Raw genomic sequence first — 22981 nt, forward strand, 5'->3', positions numbered from 1 at the left:
TCGCGCCTATCGGCTTGCCGGTCATGGCTTATCGGTTACCATGCCCGTCCGCCTAAATTGACTTAAGCCGAGAGCCGCAATGTCGCAACCCTGGAGCCCTGAAAGCTGGAGAGCCAAGCCGATCCAGCAACAACCGCAGTACCCGAACGCCGCGCAACTGGCCCAGGTCGAGCAGACCCTGGCCGGTTATCCGCCGCTGGTGTTTGCCGGTGAAGCTCGCGAACTGCGCCGCCAGTTTGCCGAGGTCACCCAGGGTCGCGCGTTTCTCCTGCAGGGTGGCGATTGCGCCGAGAGCTTTGCCGAGTTCAGCGCGGCGAAAATCCGCGACACCTTCAAGGTGCTGCTGCAGATGGCCATTGTCATGACTTTTGCCGCCGGTTGCCCGGTGGTAAAAGTCGGGCGGATGGCCGGCCAGTTCGCCAAGCCACGCTCAGCCAATGACGAAACCATCGACGGCGTGACCCTGCCGGCCTACCGTGGCGACATCGTCAACGGCATCGGCTTCGACTCTGCCAGCCGCGTGCCGGACCCGGAGCGCCTGCTGCAGGCCTACCACCAGTCCACCGCCTCGCTGAACCTGCTGCGCGCCTTTGCCCAGGGCGGCTTCGCCGACCTGCATCAGGTGCACCAGTGGAACCTCGACTTTATCGCCAACTCGGCGCTGGGCGAGAAGTACAGCGCACTGGCCGACCGCATCGACGAAACCCTGGCCTTTATGCGCGCCTGCGGCATGGACGGCGCGGCGCAAGTGCGTGAAACCAGCTTCTTCACCGCCCACGAGGCGCTGCTGCTGAACTACGAGCAAGCCTTTGTGCGCAAGGACAGCCTTACCGGCGGCTGGTACGACTGCTCGGCGCATATGCTGTGGATCGGCGACCGCACCCGCCAGCTGGACGGTGCGCATGTCGAGTTCCTGCGTGGCGTCGGCAACCCGATTGGGGTGAAAGTCGGCCCGAGCATGGACAGCGAAGACCTGATCCGCCTGATCGATATCCTCAACCCGGACAACGATCCCGGCCGCCTCAACCTGATCGTGCGCATGGGCGCGGACAAGGTCGAAGCCGGTCTGCCGCGCCTGATCCAGACCGTGCAGCGCGAAGGTCGTCAGGTGCTGTGGAGCAGTGACCCGATGCACGGCAACACCATCAAGGCCAGCAGCGGTTACAAGACCCGCGACTTTGCGCAGATTCTGGCCGAAGTGAAGCAGTTCTTCGCCGTGCACCAGGCCGAAGGCAGCTACGCCGGTGGTATCCATATCGAGATGACCGGGCAGAACGTCACCGAATGCATCGGCGGCGCACGGCCGATCACCGAGGACGGCCTGTCGGACCGCTACCACACCCATTGCGACCCACGGATGAATGCCGACCAGTCGCTGGAACTGGCCTTCCTGATCGCCGAAACCCTTAAGCAGGTACGCCGCTAAAACCAACAACGGCGGATAACCCCGTGGTTATCCGCCGTTCTTAGGCGATCAGCCGCTCACGCAAACGCCCGAGCATGCCCATCAGGCTGCCCACCTTCTCACGATCACGCTCCTCCAGTGGAACTTGCGCCAGGCGAGTCACCAACTCTGCTGGCTGCGCACGCCAGATCTGCGCTTGCTCAGCCGCTGCCAACAAACCTTTATCGAACAAACCACGGCGAATGGGTTTTGGCAGGTAACGGAAGATCTGCGCCTCGTTGATCAGTTTGAGCAGCGCCTGAGTGTCGCAAAACGGCGTCACCACCAAGCTGAGCAAGCGCGGCTGCAGCTGGGCCAGGGACTTCAGCAGCGCCGCGGTGTCTTCGCCGGCCAGCTGCAGATCGCTGACCAGCATGTCCACCGGCTGGCTGTTCAGTACGCCCACGGCTTCGGCCAGCGACGCCACACGCAGCAAGCGATGCCCACCCTTGACGCAGAACTCGGCCACCACCGCGAGGGTTTGCGCATCGTCATCCAACAGCAACACATTCAGTGCGACCGCCTGGCGCGCCACCGTGACGGCTTTCGGCGCCTGCAACTGGCGCGCGGCAATCTGCGCCGCCTGGCGCAGGGTGAAGGCCATTTCCTGCTGGTCCCAGGGCTTGGTCAGGTAACGGAAGATGCCGCCGCTATTGAGCGCCTCCACGGCGGCATCCAGATCCGAGTAGCCCGTCAGCAGAATGCGCAAGGTATCGGGGGCGATCTGCCGCGCCTGGGCCAGCAGTTCGGCACCGCTCATCTGCGGCATGCGCTGGTCGCTGACGATGATCTGCACGCGCTCGGTTTTCAGGCGTTCCAAGGCGCGGCGCGGGTCGCTCTCGGTCAGCACCTGGTACTCGCGGCGAAACTGCAGGGCCAAGCTGCGCAGGATGCGCTCTTCGTCATCGACAAACAGAATGCGGATGGCAGCAGTCATTTCAGGCGCTCCGTTGCAGTGGGATTGCCTGCGGGCGCGGCAGGCGGATCAGAAAGCGCGTTCCGCGCCCTGGCTGCGAGGCCACACGAATCTGCCCGCCGTGGTCCTGGATGATCTTGTAACTGATCGACAGGCCCAGCCCGGTACCCTCGCCGACCGGTTTGGTGGTGAAAAACGGATCGAAAACCCGCGCCTGCACGTCGGCCGACATACCGCGCCCGGAGTCCTGCACGGAGATAAACACCGCGCTGTCCTCGGCCCAGGTTTTCACCACGATGCGGCCGAAACCGTCGATGGCCTGGGCGGCGTTATTCAGCAGGTTGAGCAGCACCTGGTTGATCTGCGAGGGCGCACAGGGAATACGCGGCAACTCGCCCAGTTGCAGCTGGGTTTCGGCCTTGTCCTTGATGCCGTTGCGGGCGATCACCAGGGCGCTGCGGATGCAGTCATTGAGGTCGACCTGCTCGCTCATGGCGCGGTCCAGGCGGGCGAAATCCTTGAGTCCGACCACCAGCTCGGCAATCTGCTCCAGGCCGTAGAGGGTGTCGCTGAACAGTTGCGTAAGGTCTTCGCTGAGCAGTTCCGGCGCAGCATTGTCACGGGCGATGGCGGCCTTATCCAGGGCGATCGCCAGGCGTGACTCGTCGCAATCCTGATCACCCAGGCAATCGGCCAACGTGGCTTGCGCCTCGGCCAGCTCGAACAGCGGCGCGCTGAGTTCGCGCAGCAGTTGTACGTTGTTTTTCACGTAGCCCAGCGGAGTATTCAACTCATGGGCCACACCGGCGACCATCTGCCCGAGCGAGGCCATTTTCTCTGACTGCACCAGCTGCGCCTGGGACTCCTTGAGGTCGACCAGGGCCTTGCGCAGCACCAGATTGCGCTGGGCGATGCGCGCCTCCATGGCCTTGAGCAGGTCGAGCACGGTGCCCAGGCCGCAGTACCGGCCGTGCCCGTCGACCAGGATAAAGTCCTCGGTGATCGGGTATTGCAGCTGCCCGGTGATCTGCTTGGCCGCCTCCTCCAGGCTGGTTTCCAGGCTGACCATCAGCGGTGCCGGGTTCATCACCTCCTGCACCGGATGGCGACCGCGCAAGTCGCGGCCAAAACGCTGCATAAAGATGTCCTGCAAGGTGGTACGACTGACCAGCCCCAGCGGCATGCCGGCCTCATCGATGATCGGCAGCGAGAGGAACGCCTTGTGCTCCGGGGTCAGCAAACGATCCGCGACATCCGCGATGCTCATGTCCGCAGCCAACGGCGTAACCGGCTTGAGCAAACGCGTTAGCGCGCTGGCAGTGGTCATGGACAAGCTCCCTGTGCGTTGGAAAGCCGCCATTCAAGCAGCGCCAAGTTGCTGCCGTGTGACAGTCATCACACTCGCTAGCCCCGGGCCAAAGCGCTGCGCTGGCGCTGCTGCCGTTTATTTGCCGGCCGCCGCGCGCTAAGGTGCAGGCTCAACTCTGCAAGGACGGGTTTATGACCTGGTATATCTGGCTGCTGATGCTCCTGGTGCTGGGCTCCATCGTGGGTGGCCTGATGGTGCTGCTGCGCACGGCCAAACCGCTGCCGTTAAGCGAGGAACAGCTGGCGAAGATCCGCCAACGCCAGCTTGAACAGGAAGCCAAGGACGCCCGCGAGCCTTAACCGCGAACGACAAGGACGTACCATGCCATTGCATCTGCGCCTGCTGCTGCCTGCCCTGTGCCTGGCCAGTGGATTTGCCCTGGGTTATATCCAACTGCCTGGGTTGGCCGCCGGGACCGCTCTCTGCGCATTACTGCTGTATGCAGACAAGTACCTGCCCAACGCGTTATGGGTAATGCTGAGCCTACTGGCTTGCATCGCCTTCGCCGCGCACCTTGCTCCAGGCTTTAGCGCCACGCCGCTGTGGCCAGCTCGCCAACTCAGTACCGATGCCGCGCCTTACGCCCTGCGCCTGTCCTGGGACAAGCTGCTGGTCGGCGTCACGCTGTTGGCCTGGTGGCTGGGGCAAGAACACCCGAGTAAAGCACGGTCGACTGGCGTCTGGCTGACGGCGGCACTGACCCTGCTGGGCGTGCCGCTGCTGGCATTGGCGCTGGGTCTGGTCGGCTGGCAACCGAAATGGCCAGAGCAGCTGTGGATATGGCTGGCGGTCAATCTGGGAGTAGCGGTACTGACCGAGGAGCTGCTGTTTCGCGGCCTGCTGCAAAGCCACCTGGTGCGCTGGCTGGGCATAGTGCCGGGGATTGGCCTGACGGCCGCGCTGTTCGCCGCCGTGCATCTGCCATTCAGCCCGCTGTTTGCCGTGGTCGCCGGCGTAGCCGGGCTGGGTTATGGACTGGTCTTTCAGCTCAGCGGCCGTATCAGCCTGGCCATCGCCGTGCACGGCGCAGTCAATTTGCTGCACCTGTTGCTACTGAGTTACCCGTTGCGGCTGGCATGACCGCGACCTGATAACGGCCGAAAATCTTCACCAGCTGGCCATTGCTGCGCACCTGTTCGAGAAGCGCGGCGAACTGTTGCGCTTCGATCGGTGCCCCCGGACGCAGCAGCACGTGATGGCGATAACGCTGGTCGGCCCGCTCGGAAATCAGCAATTGCCCAGCGTATTGCCGATTGCGCTCAAGGAAGTCGCCAATATAGGAACGGGTCACCAGGGCAACGTCGGCGCGCTGATGCAGCACCATCAGCAGGTTGCTCTCGTGGGAATGGGTCAGGGTGGCGTTGAAGGTCTTGGCCAGGTAGTCCGGCTCGGCATTGAAGCCGGCGAAGGCATAGTGATAGCCGTGATAGAGCGCCAGGCGTTTGCCACGCAGATCGTCGAAGTAGCGCTGGGTGCGCCCGCTCTCGGCACGGGCAACAAATACCTCGGAGTCTTCCAGCTGCATGTCCAGCGCGGTATGCGCGATGTCCTGCCAGCCCCACTCGGGGTTTTCAAAGATCGCCAGGTCGATGCGTTGCTGCTGGAAATCGCGGTAACGGCGCTTTACCGCAGTCGGCACCGCGACAAAGCGAAAATCGCCCTGTGCCTGATTCAGTGCCTCCAGCAACTCGTTCAGCAAGCCTGGACTGCGCGACTGTTCATTCTTGAATACATAGGGGGGGAAATACGCTGCTGCCACCCGAACTTCCTGCGCAGCCTGCACCTGGACAGCCAGCAGCATGGCCAGACACCAGCCACTTACCTTGCTTACCCTACGCATGAACAGCTTCATACGACGCCAACTTCCTTATTTTCCAATGAGCGCAGCCTACCCCAGGAAAATCTGACCGAACAGAGCAGTTTCAGTCATTTATCAGCACGGCCGGGTCACTCAAATGGTAACGACTGAGCAGCTTGTCCAGCTGTTTATCCCGGTTCAGCCGCTGCAGCAGGTCGGCAAACACCTCGGGGCTCATACTCGACTGCCGACCAAACAAGGCCTGGTGGTGGTAGACCTGATCGACCCGCTGGGAAACTAGCAAAGCGCTGCTCTGCTCCGGGTTGCGCTGCTGATAGGCACGCAGGTAGGAACGCGTGACCACGGCCACATCGGCCCGACCACGCAGGAGCATGACCAGGTTGCTGTCGTGGGAATAGGTCAGCAGCGCATTGAATTGCTCGGTGAGAAACTGCTTATCCGCGTTGAAACCGGCAAAGCCATAGTGATAGCCACTGTAGAGTGCCAGGCGCTTGCCCTTGAGCTGATCGAAATAATGCTCGTCACGCCCCGGTTGCAGCCGCGCGACATAGACTTCGGCGTCTTCGACATGCAGGTCGAGGGCGGCATGCGGCGTGTCCTGCCAGCCCCAGTCCGGCGACTCGAACAGCATCAGGTCGAATCGCCCGCTCTGCAGGTCCTGGTAGCGGCGCATGGTCGAAGTCGCCACCAGAGTGAAGCGGTAATCGCGTTGCAATTGATTGAGGGCTTGCAGCAGTTCCGGCAGCAAGCCTGCCGGGCGCGCGCTTTCCGGCTTCACTGCATAAGGCGGGAAATGGTACGCGCCTACGCGCACGTCTTGCGTGGCATGCGCAACGCCTGCGGCCAATAGCATCAGCCCAAGCAGCAAAGCTCTTAACAGCATGGTCAAGCGGCAAACCTCACAACAGACTCAAACCAGCGGTGTTCTTCCTTGAGCCGAAGAATGCGCAGTCCCTTGACGCCAAAATACTATCAAAGTGCCACCCTAGCGTAGCTGAATTTCCTCAAGCGTCCTTGAGCACCAGCGACAATGCCTCTTCGGCCAACTGATCGAGGGTCATCGGACCTTCGGAGCGGAACCAGGTGTTGGTCCAGCTCAACGCGCCGGTCAGCAGGCGCCGCAGGATAAAGGGATCGGCCTTGAAGTAGCCGGCCGCCTTGGCCTCGCCCAGCACCTGCAGCCAGAGCTGCTCGTAGTTGTCGCGCAGTTCGAGAATAAATTCGCGCCCCTCCTCCGACAACGAGCGCCATTCGTACACCAGCACCGCCATGGCCTCGCCGGTGCCGCCCATGATCGATTGCAGCTCGCAGCGGATCAGCGCCAGCACGCGGCCGCGCAGATCGCTCGCCTCGGCCAGGGAGGCCTGCATCAACGCGGTGTTGTAGCGGATGGTCTCCTCCATCACCGAACGCAGGATCTCGTCCTTGCTCTTGAAGTGGTGAAAGATGCTGCCCGACTGAATGCCCACGGCGCTGGCCAGGTCACGCACCGTGGTGCGCTCGTAGCCCTTACTGCGAAACAGGTGCGCGGCGGTTTGCAGCAGTTTGCCGCGGGCACTGTCCGGGTCGGTGATCTGCCCGCTGGCCACCAGATCGCGCATCACCGCCTGAGCTTGTTGATCATCCACGCTAAGTACTCTCCAACTCTCTATATGCCTTGGGCCAAGCCGCAGGTTTACCCAAGTGCTTGTCGTTATTGGTGAAATTTATGCTGCGCCAGCCAACCAAGCAAGCGCTTGGCCGCACTTTAGGTTAGAAAGATTCACTCCAGGGCTTTTCAACCAAGCGCTTGCTTGGTAGCCTTCGAATCACCTTATTCATGTGTTGCGGACCTATTCCAATGACTAAAACCGTACGCATCGGCTGCGCTTCCGCCTTCTGGGGCGATACCAGCACCGCCGCCGCTCAGCTGGTTCAAGGCACCGAACTGGATTACCTGGTATTCGACTACCTGGCCGAAGTGACCATGTCGATCATGGCCGGTGCACGCATGAAGACGCCGGACGCCGGCTACGCCACCGACTTTGTGGAAACCCTGGCACCGCTGCTGGGCACTATCGCTGCCAAGAACATCCGCGTAATCAGCAACGCCGGCGGGGTCAACCCCAGCGCCTGCGCCGCCGCTCTGGCCGCCGCCTGCGAGCAGGCCGGGGTCAACTTGAAGATTGCCGTGCTGCATGGCGACAACCTGCAACCCAAGCTCGGTGAGCTGGCCAAGGCCGGCACCGTGGAGATGTTCAGCGGCGCGCCATTGCCGCCCTTCTGCGTCTCGGTCAACGCCTACCTCGGTGCGCCGGGCATCGTCGAAGCCCTGAAACTGGGTGCGGACATCGTCATCACCGGCCGGGTGGTCGACAGCGCCGTGGTCAGCGCCGCGCTGGTGCATGAATTCGGCTGGAGCTGGAGCGACTACGACCAGTTGGCCCAAGCCGCATTGGCCGGACATATCATCGAGTGCGGCGCGCAGTGCACCGGCGGCAACTTCACCGATTGGGAAAGCGTGCCGGACTACGAACATATCGGCTTCCCGGTGGTGGAAGTGAGCGCCGATGGCAGTTTTGTCGTGGCCAAGCCGGATGGTTCCGGCGGCTTGGTCACGCCTTTTACCGTGGGCGAGCAAATGCTTTATGAAATCGGCGATCCACGGGCCTATTACCTGCCCGATGTGCTCTGCGATTTCACCCAGGTGCAACTGACCCAAGTCAGCGACAACCGCGTTGAACTGAAAGGCGCACGCGGCCTGCCGCCAACTGATCAATACAAGGTCAGCGCCACCCACCCGGACGGTTTCCGCTGCACCGCCAGCTGCCTGATGGCTGGCATCGATGCGGTGAAGAAAGCCCAGCGCGTCAGCCAGGCGATCATCAGCAAGACCGAGGGAATGTTCGCCGAGCGCGGCTGGGGCCCGTACAAGGAAGTCAGCATCGAGCTGCTGGGTTCCGAAGCCACCTACGGCCCCCGCGGCCAACGCACCGACACCCGCGAGATCGTAATCAAGATCGCCGTGCGTCATGCCAAGAAAGAAGCCTTGATCCTCTTCTCCCGCGAGATCGCCCAGGCAGCCACCGGCATGGCCCCGGGGCTGACCGGTATCGTCGGTGGTCGCCCTACGGTTTACCCGGTAATCCGCCTGTTCAGCTTTCTCGCCGACAAAAGCGCCTGCGTCATGGAAGTGGAACTCAACGGCGAACGCACACCGGTCGCCCTGCCGCAGATCGCGGTACTGGATAGCGCACAGATCGCTGCCGATATTGCCGCCCCGCTCTCAAGCGGTCAGCCCGACGCCTGCGTACCGCTGATCAAGCTGGCGGTGGCGCGCTCTGGCGACAAGGGCAATCACAGCAATATTGGTGTAATGGCCAGAAAGCCCGAGTACTTGGCCTGGATCGCCGCTGCGCTGAGTGAGGGTGCCGTGGCCGAATGGATGCAGCACGCGCTCGACCCGCAAACCGGCAAGGTCAGCCGCTGGTATTTACCGGGCAGCCATAGCCTGAATTTTTTACTGGAGAACGCCTTGGGTGGCGGCGGCGTCGCCTCGCTGCGCATCGATCCGCAAGGCAAGGCCTTCGCCCAACAGTTGCTGGAATTCCCGGTGCAAGTGCCCAAGGCACTGGCCGCTAGCCTCGAACAAGGACAATAACAATGAGCTACGACTCGGTGTTTAAACCCGGCCTATTCAGCGGCCAAACCATTCTGGTCACCGGCGGCGGCAGCGGCATTGGCCGCTGCACTGCCCATGAACTGGCGGCCCTCGGCGCTCATGTGGTGCTGGTCGGACGCAAGGCCGACAAGCTGGAAAAGACCGCCGGCGAAATCCGTGAGGATGGCGGCAGCGTCAGCTACCAGGTCTGCGACATTCGCGATGAGGAATCGGTCAAGGCCATGGTCGCGGCAGTGGTCAGCGAGCGCGGGGCGATTCATCACCTGGTCAACAATGCCGGCGGTCAGTACCCCTCGCCGCTCGCCTCAATCAACCAGAAAGGCTTCGAGACGGTGGTGCGCACCAACCTGGTCGGCGGCTTTCTGGTGGCCCGCGAGGTGTTCAACCAGAGCATGAGCAAAACCGGCGGCAGCATCGTCAACATGCTTGCCGACATGTGGGGCGGCATGCCCGGCATGGGCCATTCGGGTGCGGCAAGGGCTGGGATGGAGAACTTCACCAAGACCGCCGCCGTCGAGTGGGGCCACGCCGGGGTGCGGGTCAATGCCGTGGCACCGGGCTGGGTCGCCTCCAGCGGCATGGACACCTACGAAGGCGCGTTCAAGGCGGTAATCCCGACCCTGCGCGAACATGTGCCGCTCAAGCGCATCGGCACAGAATCGGAAGTCTCAGCGGCCATCGTCTTTCTGCTCTCGCCGGGCGCCGCCTTTATCAGTGGCAACACGGTGCGCATCGACGGTGCCGCCAGCCAGGGCAGCCGAGCCTTCCCGCTGTTCAAGGCCAAGGCCGGGCAGAGCCAGTCTTACAACGGCTTCCATCGGGCCTACCTGCCCGATGTGCTGAAAGACCAGGGAGAGTGATGCGATGCCGGTAATCCATTCCGAGATCGACGTGCATGCTGAGGACTTCGCCAACAACCGCGAAGCCATGCTCGCTGCCGTGGCCAGCTTTCGCCAGATCGAACAGAACTGCCTGAACAAGGCGGCTGAAGCCAAGGCGAAGTTCGAAAAGCGCGGCCAACTGCTACCGCGTGAACGCCTGAATCTGCTGCTCGACCCTGGCGCGCCCTTTCTCGAACTGTCGTCGCTGGCTGGCTACAAGCTGCATGACGACAAGGACGGCACCCAGGCCGGCGGCGGGATTATTTCCGGTATCGGCTATATCGCCGGGGTGCGTTGCCTGGTCAGCGCCAGCAACAGCGCGATCAAGGGCGGCACCATCTCCCCCACCGGGCTGAAGAAGACCCTGCGCCTGCAGCAGATCGCTTTCGAGAACAAACTGCCGGTGGTGGCGCTGACCGAAAGCGGCGGTGCCAACCTCAACTACGCCGCCGACATCTTCGTCGAAGGCGCGCGCGGCTTTGCCAACCAGGCGCGCATGTCGGCCATGGGTTTGCCGCAGATCACCGTAGTGCACGGCTCCAGCACCGCGGGCGGGGCCTATCAGCCAGGGCTATCGGATTACGTGGTAGTGGTACGCGGCAAGGCCAAGATGTTCCTCGCCGGCCCGCCACTGCTGAAAGCCGCCACCGGCGAGATCGCCACCGACGAGCAACTGGGTGGCGCCGAGATGCATGCCCAGGTCGCCGGCACCGCCGAATACCTGGCCGAAAATGACGCCGACGGCGTGCGCATCGCCCGGGAAATCCTCGCCATGCTGCCGTGGAACGCGCAACTGCCGGCGCGCCCAGCCAAGGCCTACAGCGAGCCGCTGTATCCGGTCGAAGAGCTGCTCGGCCTGGTGCCGGCTGATGCCAAGAAGCCCTACGACGTGCGCGAGATCATTGCTCGTATCGCCGATGGCTCGGCGTTTCTCGACTTCAAGAACGAATTCGACAACCAGACCGTCTGCGGCCACTTGCAGATCGAAGGCCAGCCCTGCGGCTTTATCGGCAACAACGGCCCGATCACCCCGCAAGGCGCGGCCAAGGCGGCGCAATTTATCCAGCTGTGCGAGCAGAGCAACACGCCAATCCTGTTCTTCCACAACACCACCGGTTTTATGGTCGGCACCGAGTCGGAACAGCTCGGCGTGATCAAACACGGCTCGAAGATGATCCAGGCGGTGGCCAACGCCACGGTGCCGAAGCTGACCATCGTGGTTGGCGGCTCGTATGGTGCCGGCAACTACGCCATGTGCGGCCGCGGCCTTGACCCGCGCTTTATCTTCGCCTGGCCCAACAGCAAGACCGCCGTGATGGGCGGCGCCCAGGCCGGCAAGGTGCTGCGCATCGTCACCGAGGAAAAACACCTGAAGGAAGGCAAAGAAGCCGACCCGAAGATGCTCGACATGCTGGAAACCGTTACCGCACAGAAACTCGACAGCCAGTCAACCGCGCTCTATGGCACCGCCAGCCTGTGGGACGACGGCCTGATCGACCCACGCGATACACGCAAACTGCTCGGCTACCTGCTGGATATCTGTGCAGAAGCCGCTGTGCGCCCGCTTAAATCCAACTCGTTCGGCGTAGCCCGCCTGTAATCATTCGGAGAATAAGAAATGATCTTTACCCAAGAACACGAAGAGCTACGCCGCACGGTTCGTAATTTTGTCGATAAGGAAATCAACCCGCACGTCGAACAGTGGGAAAAAGACGGTCGCTTCCCGATCCACGAGATCTTCAAGAAAGCCGGCGACCTCGGTTTGCTGGGCATCTCCAAGCCGGAGAAATTCGGCGGTATGGGCCTGGACTACAGCTACTCGATCGTCGCCGCCGAAGAGTTCGGCACCATCATCTGCGGCGGCATCCCGATGTCCATCGGCGTGCAGACCGATATGTGCACACCGGCCCTGGCGCGCTTCGGCTCCGATGAGCTGCGCGAGGAGTTCCTGCGCCCAGCGATCACTGGCGAGATGGTCGGCTGCATCGGCGTCTCCGAAGTCGGCGCCGGCTCGGATGTGGCCGGGCTGAAAACCACCGCCAAGAAAGACGGCAGCGACTATGTGATCAACGGCAGCAAGATGTGGATCACCAACTCGCCATCGGCCGACTTTATGTGCCTGTTGGCCAACACCAGCGACGACAAGGCCCACGTCAACAAATCGCTGATCGTGGTGCCGATGAAGACCCCGGGCATCAGCATCAGCCCGCACCTGGACAAGCTCGGCATGCGCAGCTCGGAGACCGCCCAGGTGTTCTTCGACAACGTGCGCGTGCCGCAGCGCTACCGCATCGGCCACGAAGGCGCGGGCTTTATGATGCAGATGCTGCAGTTCCAGGAAGAGCGCCTGTTCGGCGCGGCCAATATGATCAAGGGCCTGGAGCACTGCATCAACGCCACCATCGACTACTGCAAAGAGCGCAAGACCTTCGGCAATGCGCTGATCGACAACCAGGTCATCCACTTCCGCATGGCCGAGTTGCAGACCGAAGTGGAGTGCTTGCGCGCCCTGGTCTATCAGGCCACCGAGCAATATGTGCGCGGCCGCGACGTAACCAACCTGGCCTCGATGGCCAAGCTCAAGGCCGGCCGCCTCGGCCGTGAAGTCACCGACAGCTGCCTGCAGTACTGGGGCGGCATGGGCTACATGTGGGAAAACCCGGTGGCCCGCGCCTACCGCGACGTGCGCCTGGTGAGCATTGGCGGCGGTGCCGACGAAATCATGCTGGGCATTATCTGCAAGCTGATGGGCATTCTGCCTGGCAAACGGAAGGGTTGAGAAACGTACGACCGTAGGATGGGTGAGACGCGCAGCGTCGATACCCATCGCCACCGAATTGATGGGTATCGCGTTGCTCAACCCATCCTACGCAGAGGAATAGCGGATGTCTGCTCTACCCGATTGCCAAACCTTGCTGCTAAGCCTCGATGCCGGTGTGTTGCATATCACCCTTAACCGCCCGGACAGCCGCAACGCCATGAGCCTGGTCATGGTCAGCGAATTGCGCGCTGTGCTGGAAAGCCTGCGCAATGATCTGAACGTGCGCGCCATTGTGCTGCGTGGTGCCGGTGGCCATTTCTGCGCCGGTGGCGATATCAAGGATATGGCCGGCGCTCGTGCGGCCGGTGGTGACGCCTACCGCAGCCTTAACCGCGCCTTCGGCAGTCTGCTGGAAGAAGCGCAGAACACGCCACAGGTGCTGATCGCCGTGCTCGAAGGCGCAGTGCTCGGCGGCGGCTTCGGCCTGGCCTGCGTGTCGGATATCGCCATCTGCCAGCAGGACGCCAAATTCGGCCTGCCGGAAACCACCCTGGGCATTCTGCCGGCACAGATTGCACCCTTTGTGGTGCGGCGAATCGGCCTGACCCAGACCCGCCGCCTGGCCCTGACCGCCGCCCGTTTCAATGGTAGCGAAGCCGAACGCCTGGGCCTGGTGCATTTCAGCGAAACCGATAGCGAAGCCGTTGACGCCCGTTTGCACCAGGTACTCAGCCAGGTACGCCAATGCGCACCGCAGGCCAATGCCCAGACCAAGGCCCTGCTGTTGGCCGCCGAACACGAAGCACTCGGGCCATTGCTGGACCGCGCCGCCGAGCAGTTCGCCGCCGCAGTCACCGGAACCGAAGGCATCGAGGGCACCATGGCCTTTGTGCAGAAACGTGCGCCGAGCTGGGCACAGTAACCGCAGCACACTTGTGTGGGAGGGGCTTTAGCCGCGATGGCGGTGAGCTTGTCGCGGCTAAAGCCCCTCCCACGATAAACAGCATTCGCCTCGCAGGAGCACACAGATGCCCGCCTTTAACAAAATTCTGATCGCCAACCGCGGGGAAATCGCCTGCCGGGTGATGCGCACCGCCCAGGACCTCGGCTACCGCACCGTGGCCGTCTACTCGGAGGCCGACAGCGATGCGCGCCATGTGCAGCTGGCCGACGAGGCGCTGTGCATCGGCCCGGCCCAGGTTAATCAGTCCTACCTGCTGATCGACAACATCATCCAAGCGGCGCAGAAGACCGGGGCCGACGCGATTCACCCCGGCTACGGTTTCCTCTCCGAGAACGCCGACTTCGCCCGCGCCTGTGAAGCCGCCGGCATCGTGTTTATCGGCCCGACCGTGGAAGCCATCCACCTGATGGGCAGCAAGCGCCTGTCGAAAATCGCCATGCTCGAAGCCGGCGTGCCGTGCATTCCCGGCTATGAAGGCGCGGCGCAGGACGACGAGACCCTCAGCCGCGAAGCCGGGCGTATTGGCTACCCACTGATGATCAAGGCCAGTGCTGGCGGCGGTGGTCGTGGCATGCGCCTGGTACACGATTCCAGTGAGCTGCTGGCGCAGATCCGCACTGCCCGCTCGGAGGCGCAGAACGCCTTCGGCTCCGGCGAGCTGATTCTCGAACGCGCGGTGATCCAGCCGCGCCACGTGGAAATCCAGGTATTCGGCGACCAGCACGGCAGCATCGTTTATCTCGGTGAGCGCGACTGCTCGGTGCAGCGCCGCCACCAGAAGGTGGTCGAGGAAGCGCCCTGCCCGGTGATGACGCCTGAACTGCGCCAGGCCATGGGCGAGGCGGCGGTGAAGGCGGCGTCGTCAGTGAACTACGTCGGTGCCGGCACCGTGGAGTTTCTGCTGGATCGGAATGGCGAATTCTTCTTCCTGGAGATGAACACCCGCCTGCAGGTCGAGCATCCAGTCACCGAACTGATCACCGGCCAGGATCTGGTCGCCTGGCAGATTCGCGTCGCCGAAGGCCAACCATTGCCGCTTAAGCAGGACGAAATTCGCCTCACCGGCCACGCCATGGAAGTGCGCCTGTACGCCGAAGACGCCACGCAGAATTTCCTGCCGCAAACCGGCACCGCCCTGCGCTGGGAGCCGGCGCTGCGCGATGGCATCCGCGTCGACCACGGCCTGGTCGAAGGCCAAACCATTACGCCGTTCTACGACCCGGTGCTGGCCAAGGTCATCGCCTATGGCGCGACCCGCGACGAAGCGCGGCGCAAGCTGGTGCGTGCGGTTGAGGATTGTGTGCTACTGGGCGTCAACGGCAACCAGCGCTTTCTCGCTAACCTGCTCAGCCACCCGGAATTTGCCGCCGGCAATGCCACCACCGCGTTTATCGCCGAGCATTTCGCCAGCGACCCGAGCCTGAGCCCGCAGCCACCCGCAGCCCGCGAATTGGCCGCCGCAGCCGCCCTGCTGTTCCAGCAATCGGCCAATGCCCGCGCACACCAACCGGGCCTCTCCGGCTGGCGCAACGCTGGCAGCGCGCCTTGGCGTTTTCTGCTTAAGCAAGGCGAACAGCCATTTACCGTGGAGCTGCAAGTACTGGCCGACGGCCCACAACCCAACCTGCTGGCCACACTCGGCGAGCAGCAAGTCAGCCTCAAGCTGCTGGCCAGCGACGGCCGCTGGGCCACCCTGGAGCTGGACGGCATTCGCCAGCGCCTGGCCTATCACCTCGCCGGCGAAAACCTCTGGCTCTACGGCCATAACGGCAATCTGCAGCTGAGCGATATCACCCACCTGCCGGTCAGCAGCGCTGCCGGCGCGGGCTCGGGCAGCGTCAAGGCACCGATGGACGGCGCGATTGTCGAGGTATTGGTCGAGGAAGGTGCCAGCGTCAGCAAAGGCCAACTGCTGGTGGTGCTGGAAGCGATGAAGATGGAACACCCGCTCAAGGCCAGCATCGACGGCGTGGTACGGCGGATTGGCATCAGCCGCGGCGATCAGGTGAAGAACCGTCAGCTGCTGGTGGAAATCGAAGCCAACGAAGCCTGACGCGCCCTATAACAACAAGACTTGGAGAACGCATATGTCACTGCAAGACAAAACCCTGTTTATCACCGGTGCCAGCCGCGGCATCGGCCGTGAAATTGCCCTGCGCGCCGCGCGTGAAGGGGCCAATATCGTGATTGCGGCGAAAAGCGCCGAACCCCACGCCAAGCTGCCCGGCACCATCCATTCAGTGGCCGCCGAGGTCGAGGAAATGGGCGGCAAGGCCCTGGCCCTGCAAGTCGATGTGCGTGACGAGAACGCAGTAAAAAACGCCATGGCCCAGGCGGCCGAGCACTTCGGCGGTATTGATGCACTGATCAACAATGCCGGCGCAATCAAGCTGGTCGGTGTGGAGAAACTCGAACCCAAGCGTTTCGACCTGATGTTCCAGATCAACACCCGTGCGGTGATGGTCTGCAGCCAGGCCGCCCTGCCCTACCTTAAACAGAGCAAGGGCCATATCCTCAGCCTATCGCCACCGCTCAACCTTGATCCCAAGTGGTTCGCCAGCTACGGCCCCTACACCACCACCAAGTACGGCATGAGCATGCTGACCCTGGGCATGCACGAGGAATTCAAGAAATACGGCATCAGTGTCAACTCGCTGTGGCCGAAGACGGTGATCGCCACCGCCGCCATCGAGTTCGAGGCCGGAGGACCCGCAGTGATGAAGGCTGCGCGCCTGCCGGCGATCATGGCCGATGCCGCCCACGCCATCCTCTCCAGCAGCGAACGCAGCATCAGCGGCCGCCTGTTGATCGACGAGGAAATCCTCCGCGAACAGGGCCAGAGCGACTTCGAGCAGTACCGCTATGATCCGGCCGGCAAGCTGATGAACGATCTGTTTGTTGACTAAATCGGCAGGCCGCAGCAAAGCCCGCTCACCTTGGAGCGGGTCGTGGCGCAGTGCATTAGATGCCTTGCTTAAGCCTCCAGGGCGGATTCAAGCGATTTTCCCCGGCGTGATACAGGCACAGCGGATTGCCGTCGGGGTCCTGCAGATAGGCCTCGCGCCAGAGCCAGGGCTGGTCTGTCGGAAGCATGCTGAACTCGATGCCCTGGGCCCGCAGGCGCTCGACGGTCTGATCCAGTTCAGCGCATTCGAAGTAGATCAACGTCTGGCTCGCCGGCACCTGCGCAACTTTGCTCAGGGAAAAGCTCGCCTGGCCATCCGGGCAACAGAACCGTGCGTAGTCCGGCAGGCTCTCGACAATCAGCTGCAACCCCAGGCGCTGATAGAAACGGATGGCGCGCGGCACGTCGGTGACCGCCACGGTGATTTGGTTCAGGTTCATCGCACCCTCCTGGCTCAGCGCGCCATCGCGCCGGTGTGTCCGGTGTGTCCGGTGTGTCCGGTGTGTCCGGTGTGTCGAGCTAATGCCACAGCTCCGGGCAATCTGGCAATACGCAGGCGGCTCACTATTTGCCGATCTGCCCTGTCAGGCTTGCGCCAGAGCCATGGCGCAACTGCGTTTGGGCAACTAGAGTTGGCCTTCGCCCCCGCATAACAACCATAAGCGCGAGAGCCATGAGCCAAGCCGATCTGATTTCCCCGCTGCGTTTTCTTGCTTGCCTGCCCCAGCACCTGCCACGTGTACCGCGCATGCTGCGCGGCCTGTATTACGCCGGCATCCGTAACCGCGAAAAGAACCTATCGCTGGCTTGGGCGCTGGAGCGCACTGTGCAGCAGCATCCCGATCGCCCGGCGTTGCTGGATGAGTCACGCAGCCTCAGCTATGCCCAGTTCAACGCCTGGGCCAATCGCTTGGCCTGGGCGCTCAAGGCCGAAGGCGTGCGCCATGGCAGCGTGGTGGCAGTGATGCTGGAAAACCGTCTGGAGCTGCTGGCGATACTCGCCGCGCTCAGCAAGCTCGGCGCGGTCGGCGCACTGGTCAACACCACCCAGCGCGGCAAAGTGCTGGCGCACAGCCTCAATCTGGTCAACCCCAGCCACCTGGTGCTCGGCGCTGAACTGCTGGAGGCTTACGGCGAGATCGCTGAGCAACTGCACAACGAGCCGGCGCGCTACTGGATCGCCGATCAGGACTGCCTGCAGGACGCCGGCCAGGCCCCCGACGGTTGGACCAACCTGATGCAACTGGCACGCAGCCAGGCCAGCGATAACCTGCCCGACAGCGCCAAGGTGCAGATGAAGGACCCCTGCTTCCTGATCTACACCTCCGGCACCACCGGCCTGCCCAAGGCTTCGATCATGAGCCACGGCAAGTGGATCAAGGCCTACGGCGGTTTCGGCCATTCCGGCCTGACCCTGAGCAATCAGGACGTGCTCTACCTGACCCTGCCCTGCTACCACAACAATGCCGTGACCGTATGCTGGAGCGCCGCCCTCGCCGGTGGCGCGGCCATCGCCCTGCGCCGCAAGTTCTCCGCCAGCGCCTTCTGGCCGGATGTGCAGCGCTACCAGGCCACCTGCTTCGGCTATATCGGCGAGTTGTGCCGCTATCTGCTCAATCAGCCTGAGTGCGCCGCAGAGAAGAACAACAGCCTGCGCTGCATGATCGGCAACGGCCTGCGGCCCTCGATCTGGAGCGAGTTCAAGGCGCGCTTCGGGGTTGAGCAGATCACCGAGTTCTACGCATCCAGCGAAGGCAATATCGGCTTTACCAACGTGTTCAACTTCGACAACACCGTGGGCTTCTCCCCCGCCACCTACGCCATCGTGCGCTATGACCTGGAGAACGACTGCGCCATCCGCACCGCCAAGGGCTTTCTGCAGAAGGCCGACAAGGGCGAGCCGGGTTTGCTGATCAGCGAAATCAGCGCCAAGTGGCCATTCGACGGCTACACCGACCCGGCCAAGAGCGAAGCGGCGATCCTGCGCAACGTGTTCAAGAAGGGCGATGCCTGGTTTAACACTGGCGACCTGATGCGCGATATCGGCTGCAAGCACGCGCAGTTTGTCGACCGCCTGGGCGACACCTTCCGCTGGAAAGGCGAAAACGTCTCCACCACCGAGGTAGAGAACGTGCTGGGGGCGTTCCCCGGCGTCGAGGATGCGGTGGTGTATGGCGTGGAAATCCCCGGCACCAACGGCCGCTGCGGCATGGCCGCATTGCGTTTGAGCGAGGGCGAGATGCTGGATGGCAACGCCCTGGCGGCGCACCTGGACAGCGAACTGCCGGTGTATGCCGCGCCGTTGTTTATCCGCCTGCTCGGCGAGGTGGAAACCACCGGCACCTTCAAATACAAGAAGACCGACCTCAAGCAGGCCGCCTATGACCCCAACGCCGTGCGCGACCCGCTCTGGGTGCGCCTGCCCGGGCAAGCGCGCTTCGAGCCACTGGATCAGACGCTGTACCAGGCCATCGACCAGCAGCAGTATCGATTCTGAAACAAGCCGGCCCAACCGGGCCGGCACCTACTGCTTGAACTCGAACTGCAGCTGCGCGCCTTCCACCGACTCCCAATAATCGTCACCGCGTTCATTAGTGATCAGCTTGCCGTTGAGCTGAAACGGGCTCTCGGGCGCGACCTTTTCGCCAAACAGCGGCGGTAGCAGCTTGGCGGGGGCATCATCCAGCGGTTCCAGGGGCTGTAGCGGCGCGAACACTTCCGGCGGCAGGCTCAGGTCCAGAACCACAGGAGGCTGCTCGGGTGCCGCAGGCTTTGCCGGTTTGACTGCTTTAGGCGGCGCGGCCTGCGTGGGTGCTATCACCGGCTTCGGCTTGGCTTCCGGCTCGGCCAGTTGTTGCGGCTCGAGCACCGCCACGGTCTCCGGCACAACAGGTGCAGCCGGCGGCGACACAGTGGACTCCAGCGCGGACGTGGTTGCCGGGGGGGTTGGTTTCGGCGCGGAGGGCGGGTCACAGCCCAGCAGGGTGAACAGCGTTAATAGCAACGCCAGGCTTCGAAGGCAGGTCATGGGCAGCTACAAAGGCAGTGATACAAGCCACTATGCTCCCCCCTGCCCGCCGCACTGGCAAGCGCTGTGCGGCTCAGTGCGCAGCGCCCAACGCCCGCAATGCCACCAGTGTCCGGGCAGACGCTGACCGCACGCGGGGTGCAGCGCGATCAGTCAGCCTTTTCCAATTGTTGCAGCTGCGCGCCGATATCCACCTGCGGGTAGTCACGCATCAATTTCAGCAGCAGCGCATCGGCCTCATCACTCCAGCCCTCGCGGCGCAACTTGAGCAGGCGTTGCAATTCAGCCTGCAACGTCTGCTCGGCCTCGACTTGCTTGGTTTGGTTGCTGGCCTGGGCCTTGGATTTGGCCAGGGCACGCGGTGCCGGTGCAGCCTGAGCCGGCTGGTCAGCCAACGCCGGACTGGCGACTTCTTCACGCAGCGGTTCGGGCGCGGCTGATTTCTTCTCGGCCTTCGCCGCATCCGCGCTGTAGGCCTGTATCGCAGGTGTGGCCTGGGATTCATAAGCCCCCGCCAGATCAGCGGGCGCGGACTCGGCCAGCGGCGCAGCCGGCGCTGCCTGCCTGGCCGCAGAGGAAGCCGGAGCCATCAACGCCCCCGTGGGTACCGCATCGAAGGCATCCGGAACCTGCTCAACGCTGCGCCAGGTCAGGCTGACGCCGATGCCCAGGCAGGCCACGCCGGCCAATGCCACCGACCAGCGCTGACGACCCGCGCCACCGAACAGCCAGGCATGCAAACGCTCGCTCAGACGCGGTTGCGGCTCGCTAGCCAACGCCGCGCGTGAGGCCGCGAGAATCCGCGCATCCAGCTCAGGCGAAGGCTCGCCATGGCTGTGCGCGCGAAAGTGGCCGAGCAACTGCTGCTCCAGCTCGTCTGGGGAATGGGGATCGTGGTTCATGCGGACAACTCCTCGGCTGCGCCAGGTTCGGCCAGCAGCCGGCGTAATTTCTGCATTGCATAGCGCAGACGGCTCTTTACCGTCTCGGCTGGGGTCTGGGTCAGTGCGGCGATCTCGGCCAGCTCCAGGTCGCCGTGGGCGCGCAACAGGAACACTTCACGCTGCTCGGCGGGCAGGTCATCCAGCGCCGCCTGCAAGCGCTGCTGGTCGCGGCTCAGGCTGAGTTGCTGCTCCGGCCCGGGTTGCGGATCACTGCTGGCGTGCTGCTGCTCATCATATTCATCCTGCTGCCCCTGATGGCGGCCGTGCTTGCGCCAATGGTCGATCAACCGGTTGCGGCCGATCTGGTACAGCCAGGTCTTGAACAGCACCGCTTCGCGCTGTTCGCTGGTACTGCGAATCAGGCTCAGCCAGGTTTCCTGAAACACCTCCTCGGCCAGAGCGTGGTCACCGCACAGGCCGAGCAGGAAGCGAAACAGGCCCAGGCGATGGCGCTTATACAACTGGGCAAACGCCGCGCTGTCGCCTTGGCGGTAACGCCGCAACAAGGCGGCGTCGTCATCCGTGAGGGGTAGGTTCACTGGTCCACTCGGGCAGTAGTTGAACGGGAAGCCCCAGTTTGCAGACTCTGCGCCAGTTCCACCAGCTGGACGAACTCGGCGCGCAGGCCGAAACGGTCGTCGCCTTTGGCGTTACGCGCCAGCTCGGCGCTGTCGGCCAGGCTAAAGCGCCCGGTGTACTTGTCGCCCTTGAGCTGCTGGGCAAAGGCCGCCACCGCCGCGGCAAAGCGCAGGTCCTCACTGGCCTGGCTGACGGCCCGCGTATCGGCGGCTTGAATTGGTTGCTGCAACAGCTTGCTATCGCTCTGCCCCGGCACCTTGTAGCGAATGCGCAGCCAAGCCAGTTCGCCCGCCTTGCCCGCGGTTTTCGCCGCAGGCTGATAACGCAGCGGCTCCAGCCAACCCTTGCCACCGGCCGGCAGCACTTCATACAGCGCGGTCACCGTATGGCCTGCTCCGATTTCGCCGGCATCGACCTTGTCATTGCTGAAATCTTCACGCTTCAGGGCACGGTTCTCGTAACCCAGCAGACGGTATTCGCTGACCTCGGCCGGGTTGAACTCGACCTGGATCTTCACATCGCTGGCGACCGTCGCCAGGGTCGAGCCGAGCTGATCGACCAGCACCTTGCGCGCCTCGCGCAGGTTGTCGATATAGGCGTAATTACCATCGCCGGCATCCGCCAGTTGCTCCATCAACTGCTCGTTATAGTTGTCGGTGCCAAAGCCCAGGGTGGTCAGCGATACGCCGGTCTTGCGTTTATCCGCCGCCAGTTGCTTGAGGGTTTCAAAGTCGCTGATGCCGACGTTGAAGTCGCCATCGGTGGCCAGCAGGATGCGGTTGATGCCGCCGTCGATAAAGCCCTGCTGCGCCTGCTGGTAAGCCAGCTGAATGCCCGACTCGCCGGCTGTTGAGCCACCGGCCGTAAGCTGATCAATCGCCGCGCGGATCCTGGCCTTTTCACTGCCGACAGTCGGCTCCAGCACCACGCTGGATGAGCCGGCGTACACCACCAGCGACACCTTGTCCTGGGGGCGCAGTTGCTCGACCAGCAGCTTCAGCGTGCCCTGCACCATCGGCAGGCCTTCGCGGCGGTCCATCGAACCGGACACATCCACTAGAAACACCAGATTGGCCGGCGGTAGCTGTGCTACCTGCATATCCGAGGCCTTGATGGCGATGCGCAGCAAGCGGGTTTCCGGGTTCCAGGGCGTGCGCGCCAGCTCGGTGTTGATGCCAAACGGCGCATCGCCCGTGGGCAACGGATAGGCGTAGGGGAAGTAGTTGACCAGCTCCTCCAGGCGCACCGCATCCTGCGGCGGCAGCTGACCCTGATTGAGAAAGCGCCGCACATTGGCGTAGCTGCCGGTGTCGACGTCGATGCTAAAGGTCGACACCGGGGTTTCAGCCACGGCATGCAGTGGATTGGCGGCGATCTTCTGGTACTGCTCACGGCCCTGGTCACGGTAACCCGGCGGCACGGTATCGGCCTGCGGCATGGACATCGGCGCGTAGGCCACGCTGGGCATCACGGTCCTACCCGCTACCTGGCTTTTGCGTTGCAGTTCAGCGGGGGCAGCGGCCAGCTGTTCATGCAGCTCGGCCCGTTCACGCTTATGGGCCTGATCGCTCAGTTGCGGGTTTCCAGCCTCTGCGGCCGGCGCTTCGGGGTTGGCGGCGCTGCACGCACCGAGGCTGATCAGTACGCCTGCGGCAAAACCGGCAAGCAGAGGACGGGTAAGCAATATGGGGTAAGCAGACATGGGGGAAT

At 63.1% G+C, this 22981-nt stretch carries 21 protein-coding genes; 11 read left to right on the plus strand and 10 right to left on the minus strand.

Annotated features, from left to right (window positions below; all coding sequences use genetic code 11):
* Nucleotides 1-79: 79 nt before the first annotated feature.
* A complete protein-coding gene (locus WBK23_RS03840; RefSeq protein WP_424482652.1) occupies nucleotides 80-1426 on the plus strand; it encodes a class II 3-deoxy-7-phosphoheptulonate synthase in 1347 nt (448 codons plus the stop codon).
* Nucleotides 1427-1466: 40 nt separating this feature from the next.
* On the opposite strand, the gene WBK23_RS03845 is transcribed toward WBK23_RS03840, so the two are convergent.
* Together WBK23_RS03845 and WBK23_RS03850 are read right to left on the minus strand one after the other, a co-directional pair.
* Nucleotides 1467-2381 (minus strand): response regulator, encoded by a 915-nt coding sequence (locus WBK23_RS03845; protein ID WP_424482653.1) that lies wholly within the window; start codon nucleotides 2379-2381, stop codon nucleotides 1467-1469.
* 1 nt (nucleotide 2382) lies between these two features.
* Nucleotides 2383-3687 carry an ATP-binding protein gene (locus WBK23_RS03850; protein WP_424482654.1) on the minus strand — a complete coding sequence of 435 codons (1305 nt, stop codon included), beginning with the start codon at nucleotides 3685-3687 and terminating at the stop codon, nucleotides 2383-2385.
* 173 nt (nucleotides 3688-3860) lie between these two features.
* Here WBK23_RS03850 and WBK23_RS03855 point away from each other — a divergent pair, with 173 nt between their 5' ends.
* Together WBK23_RS03855 and WBK23_RS03860 are read left to right on the plus strand one after the other, a co-directional pair.
* Nucleotides 3861-4028: a DUF2897 family protein gene (locus tag WBK23_RS03855; RefSeq protein WP_305591693.1), complete on the plus strand. Its 168-nt coding sequence runs from the start codon at nucleotides 3861-3863 to the stop codon at nucleotides 4026-4028.
* A gap of 22 nt (nucleotides 4029-4050) precedes the next feature.
* Nucleotides 4051-4809 (plus strand): lysostaphin resistance A-like protein, encoded by a 759-nt coding sequence (locus tag WBK23_RS03860; protein WP_424482655.1) that lies wholly within the window; start codon nucleotides 4051-4053, stop codon nucleotides 4807-4809.
* Here WBK23_RS03860 and WBK23_RS03865 read toward each other — a convergent pair.
* From WBK23_RS03865 to WBK23_RS03875, 3 genes are all read right to left on the minus strand, one after another.
* Nucleotides 4760-5581 carry a substrate-binding periplasmic protein gene (locus WBK23_RS03865; RefSeq protein ID WP_424482656.1) on the minus strand — a complete coding sequence of 274 codons (822 nt, stop codon included), beginning with the start codon at nucleotides 5579-5581 and terminating at the stop codon, nucleotides 4760-4762. The two genes, WBK23_RS03860 and WBK23_RS03865, sit on opposite strands and share 50 nt — an antisense overlap.
* Nucleotides 5582-5651: 70 nt before the next feature.
* Nucleotides 5652-6431 (minus strand): substrate-binding periplasmic protein, encoded by a 780-nt coding sequence (locus WBK23_RS03870; RefSeq protein WP_424482657.1) that lies wholly within the window; start codon nucleotides 6429-6431, stop codon nucleotides 5652-5654.
* 121 nt (nucleotides 6432-6552) lie between these two features.
* Nucleotides 6553-7176 (minus strand): TetR/AcrR family transcriptional regulator, encoded by a 624-nt coding sequence (locus WBK23_RS03875; protein ID WP_424482658.1) that lies wholly within the window; start codon nucleotides 7174-7176, stop codon nucleotides 6553-6555.
* Between the two features lie 212 nt (nucleotides 7177-7388).
* On the opposite strand from WBK23_RS03875, the gene WBK23_RS03880 reads away from it, so the two are divergent.
* The 7 genes from WBK23_RS03880 (at nucleotide 7389) to WBK23_RS03910 (ending at nucleotide 16721) form a co-directional block, all read left to right on the plus strand.
* Complete coding sequence (locus tag WBK23_RS03880; protein ID WP_424482659.1) at nucleotides 7389-9188, plus strand: acyclic terpene utilization AtuA family protein; 1800 nt, start codon at nucleotides 7389-7391, stop codon at nucleotides 9186-9188.
* A gap of 2 nt (nucleotides 9189-9190) precedes the next feature.
* Entirely contained in the window at nucleotides 9191-10069 is an 879-nt protein-coding gene (locus tag WBK23_RS03885) for an SDR family oxidoreductase (protein ID WP_424482660.1), read from the plus strand.
* A 4-nt stretch (nucleotides 10070-10073) separates the two neighbouring features.
* Entirely contained in the window at nucleotides 10074-11690 is a 1617-nt protein-coding gene (gene atuC, locus WBK23_RS03890; protein WP_424482661.1) for a geranyl-CoA carboxylase subunit beta, read from the plus strand.
* Nucleotides 11691-11708: 18 nt separating this feature from the next.
* Nucleotides 11709-12869 carry a citronellyl-CoA dehydrogenase gene (gene atuD / locus WBK23_RS03895; protein WP_424482662.1) on the plus strand — a complete coding sequence of 387 codons (1161 nt, stop codon included), beginning with the start codon at nucleotides 11709-11711 and terminating at the stop codon, nucleotides 12867-12869.
* Nucleotides 12870-12975: 106 nt separating this feature from the next.
* A complete protein-coding gene (locus WBK23_RS03900) occupies nucleotides 12976-13773 on the plus strand; it encodes an enoyl-CoA hydratase/isomerase family protein (protein WP_424482663.1) in 798 nt (265 codons plus the stop codon).
* Nucleotides 13774-13879: 106 nt separating this feature from the next.
* Nucleotides 13880-15868 (plus strand): acetyl/propionyl/methylcrotonyl-CoA carboxylase subunit alpha, encoded by a 1989-nt coding sequence (locus tag WBK23_RS03905; protein ID WP_424482664.1) that lies wholly within the window; start codon nucleotides 13880-13882, stop codon nucleotides 15866-15868.
* 34 nt (nucleotides 15869-15902) lie between these two features.
* Nucleotides 15903-16721 carry an SDR family oxidoreductase gene (locus tag WBK23_RS03910; protein ID WP_424482665.1) on the plus strand — a complete coding sequence of 273 codons (819 nt, stop codon included), beginning with the start codon at nucleotides 15903-15905 and terminating at the stop codon, nucleotides 16719-16721.
* 55 nt (nucleotides 16722-16776) lie between these two features.
* On the opposite strand, the gene WBK23_RS03915 is transcribed toward WBK23_RS03910, so the two are convergent.
* Entirely contained in the window at nucleotides 16777-17160 is a 384-nt protein-coding gene (locus WBK23_RS03915) for a VOC family protein (RefSeq protein ID WP_424482666.1), read from the minus strand.
* A gap of 233 nt (nucleotides 17161-17393) precedes the next feature.
* On the opposite strand from WBK23_RS03915, the gene WBK23_RS03920 reads away from it, so the two are divergent.
* Complete coding sequence (locus WBK23_RS03920; RefSeq protein WP_424482667.1) at nucleotides 17394-19217, plus strand: long-chain-acyl-CoA synthetase; 1824 nt, start codon at nucleotides 17394-17396, stop codon at nucleotides 19215-19217.
* A gap of 27 nt (nucleotides 19218-19244) precedes the next feature.
* On the opposite strand, the gene WBK23_RS03925 is transcribed toward WBK23_RS03920, so the two are convergent.
* The 4 genes from WBK23_RS03925 to WBK23_RS03940 form a co-directional block, all read right to left on the minus strand.
* Nucleotides 19245-19748, minus strand: a complete 504-nt coding sequence (locus WBK23_RS03925) for a hypothetical protein (RefSeq protein ID WP_424482668.1) — start codon at nucleotides 19746-19748, stop codon at nucleotides 19245-19247.
* Nucleotides 19749-19897: 149 nt separating this feature from the next.
* Nucleotides 19898-20650, minus strand: coding sequence for a hypothetical protein (locus tag WBK23_RS03930; protein WP_424482669.1), 753 nt, complete (start codon nucleotides 20648-20650; stop codon nucleotides 19898-19900).
* On the minus strand, nucleotides 20647-21231 hold the full coding sequence (locus WBK23_RS03935) for an RNA polymerase sigma factor (RefSeq protein ID WP_424482670.1): 585 nt from the start codon (nucleotides 21229-21231) through the stop codon (nucleotides 20647-20649). The genes WBK23_RS03930 and WBK23_RS03935 overlap by 4 nt, the downstream gene beginning before the upstream one ends.
* The gene (locus WBK23_RS03940) at nucleotides 21228-22973 is read right to left on the minus strand and encodes a vWA domain-containing protein (protein WP_424482671.1); all 1746 of its coding nucleotides are present in this window, start codon (nucleotides 22971-22973) and stop codon (nucleotides 21228-21230) included. The genes WBK23_RS03935 and WBK23_RS03940 overlap by 4 nt, the downstream gene beginning before the upstream one ends.
* Between the last annotated feature and the right edge of the window lie 8 nt (nucleotides 22974-22981).

Source organism: Pseudomonas sp., from assembly GCF_049653025.1.
Lineage (GTDB): Bacteria > Pseudomonadota > Gammaproteobacteria > Pseudomonadales > Pseudomonadaceae > Aquipseudomonas.

Bases quoted from the DNA above. Each gene is read 5' to 3' on its own strand.
- WBK23_RS03910 (WP_424482665.1), top strand. From the start codon at position 15,903: ATGTCACTGCAAGACAAAACCCTGTTTATCACCGGTGCCAGCCGCGGC.
- WBK23_RS03845 (WP_424482653.1), bottom strand. From the start codon at position 2,381: ATGACTGCTGCCATCCGCATTCTGTTTGTCGATGACGAAGAGCGCATC.
- WBK23_RS03905 (WP_424482664.1), top strand. From the start codon at position 13,880: ATGCCCGCCTTTAACAAAATTCTGATCGCCAACCGCGGGGAAATCGCC.
- WBK23_RS03885 (WP_424482660.1), top strand. From the start codon at position 9,191: ATGAGCTACGACTCGGTGTTTAAACCCGGCCTATTCAGCGGCCAAACC.
- WBK23_RS03880 (WP_424482659.1), top strand. From the start codon at position 7,389: ATGACTAAAACCGTACGCATCGGCTGCGCTTCCGCCTTCTGGGGCGAT.
- atuC (WP_424482661.1), top strand. From the start codon at position 10,074: ATGCCGGTAATCCATTCCGAGATCGACGTGCATGCTGAGGACTTCGCC.
- WBK23_RS03900 (WP_424482663.1), top strand. From the start codon at position 12,976: ATGTCTGCTCTACCCGATTGCCAAACCTTGCTGCTAAGCCTCGATGCC.
- WBK23_RS03925 (WP_424482668.1), bottom strand. From the start codon at position 19,748: ATGACCTGCCTTCGAAGCCTGGCGTTGCTATTAACGCTGTTCACCCTG.
- WBK23_RS03850 (WP_424482654.1), bottom strand. From the start codon at position 3,687: ATGACCACTGCCAGCGCGCTAACGCGTTTGCTCAAGCCGGTTACGCCG.
- WBK23_RS03840 (WP_424482652.1), top strand. From the start codon at position 80: ATGTCGCAACCCTGGAGCCCTGAAAGCTGGAGAGCCAAGCCGATCCAG.
- WBK23_RS03940 (WP_424482671.1), bottom strand. From the start codon at position 22,973: ATGTCTGCTTACCCCATATTGCTTACCCGTCCTCTGCTTGCCGGTTTT.
- atuD (WP_424482662.1), top strand. From the start codon at position 11,709: ATGATCTTTACCCAAGAACACGAAGAGCTACGCCGCACGGTTCGTAAT.
- WBK23_RS03865 (WP_424482656.1), bottom strand. From the start codon at position 5,581: ATGAAGCTGTTCATGCGTAGGGTAAGCAAGGTAAGTGGCTGGTGTCTG.
- WBK23_RS03920 (WP_424482667.1), top strand. From the start codon at position 17,394: ATGAGCCAAGCCGATCTGATTTCCCCGCTGCGTTTTCTTGCTTGCCTG.
- WBK23_RS03855 (WP_305591693.1), top strand. From the start codon at position 3,861: ATGACCTGGTATATCTGGCTGCTGATGCTCCTGGTGCTGGGCTCCATC.
- WBK23_RS03870 (WP_424482657.1), bottom strand. From the start codon at position 6,431: ATGCTGTTAAGAGCTTTGCTGCTTGGGCTGATGCTATTGGCCGCAGGC.
- WBK23_RS03930 (WP_424482669.1), bottom strand. From the start codon at position 20,650: ATGAACCACGATCCCCATTCCCCAGACGAGCTGGAGCAGCAGTTGCTC.
- WBK23_RS03915 (WP_424482666.1), bottom strand. From the start codon at position 17,160: ATGAACCTGAACCAAATCACCGTGGCGGTCACCGACGTGCCGCGCGCC.
- WBK23_RS03860 (WP_424482655.1), top strand. From the start codon at position 4,051: ATGCCATTGCATCTGCGCCTGCTGCTGCCTGCCCTGTGCCTGGCCAGT.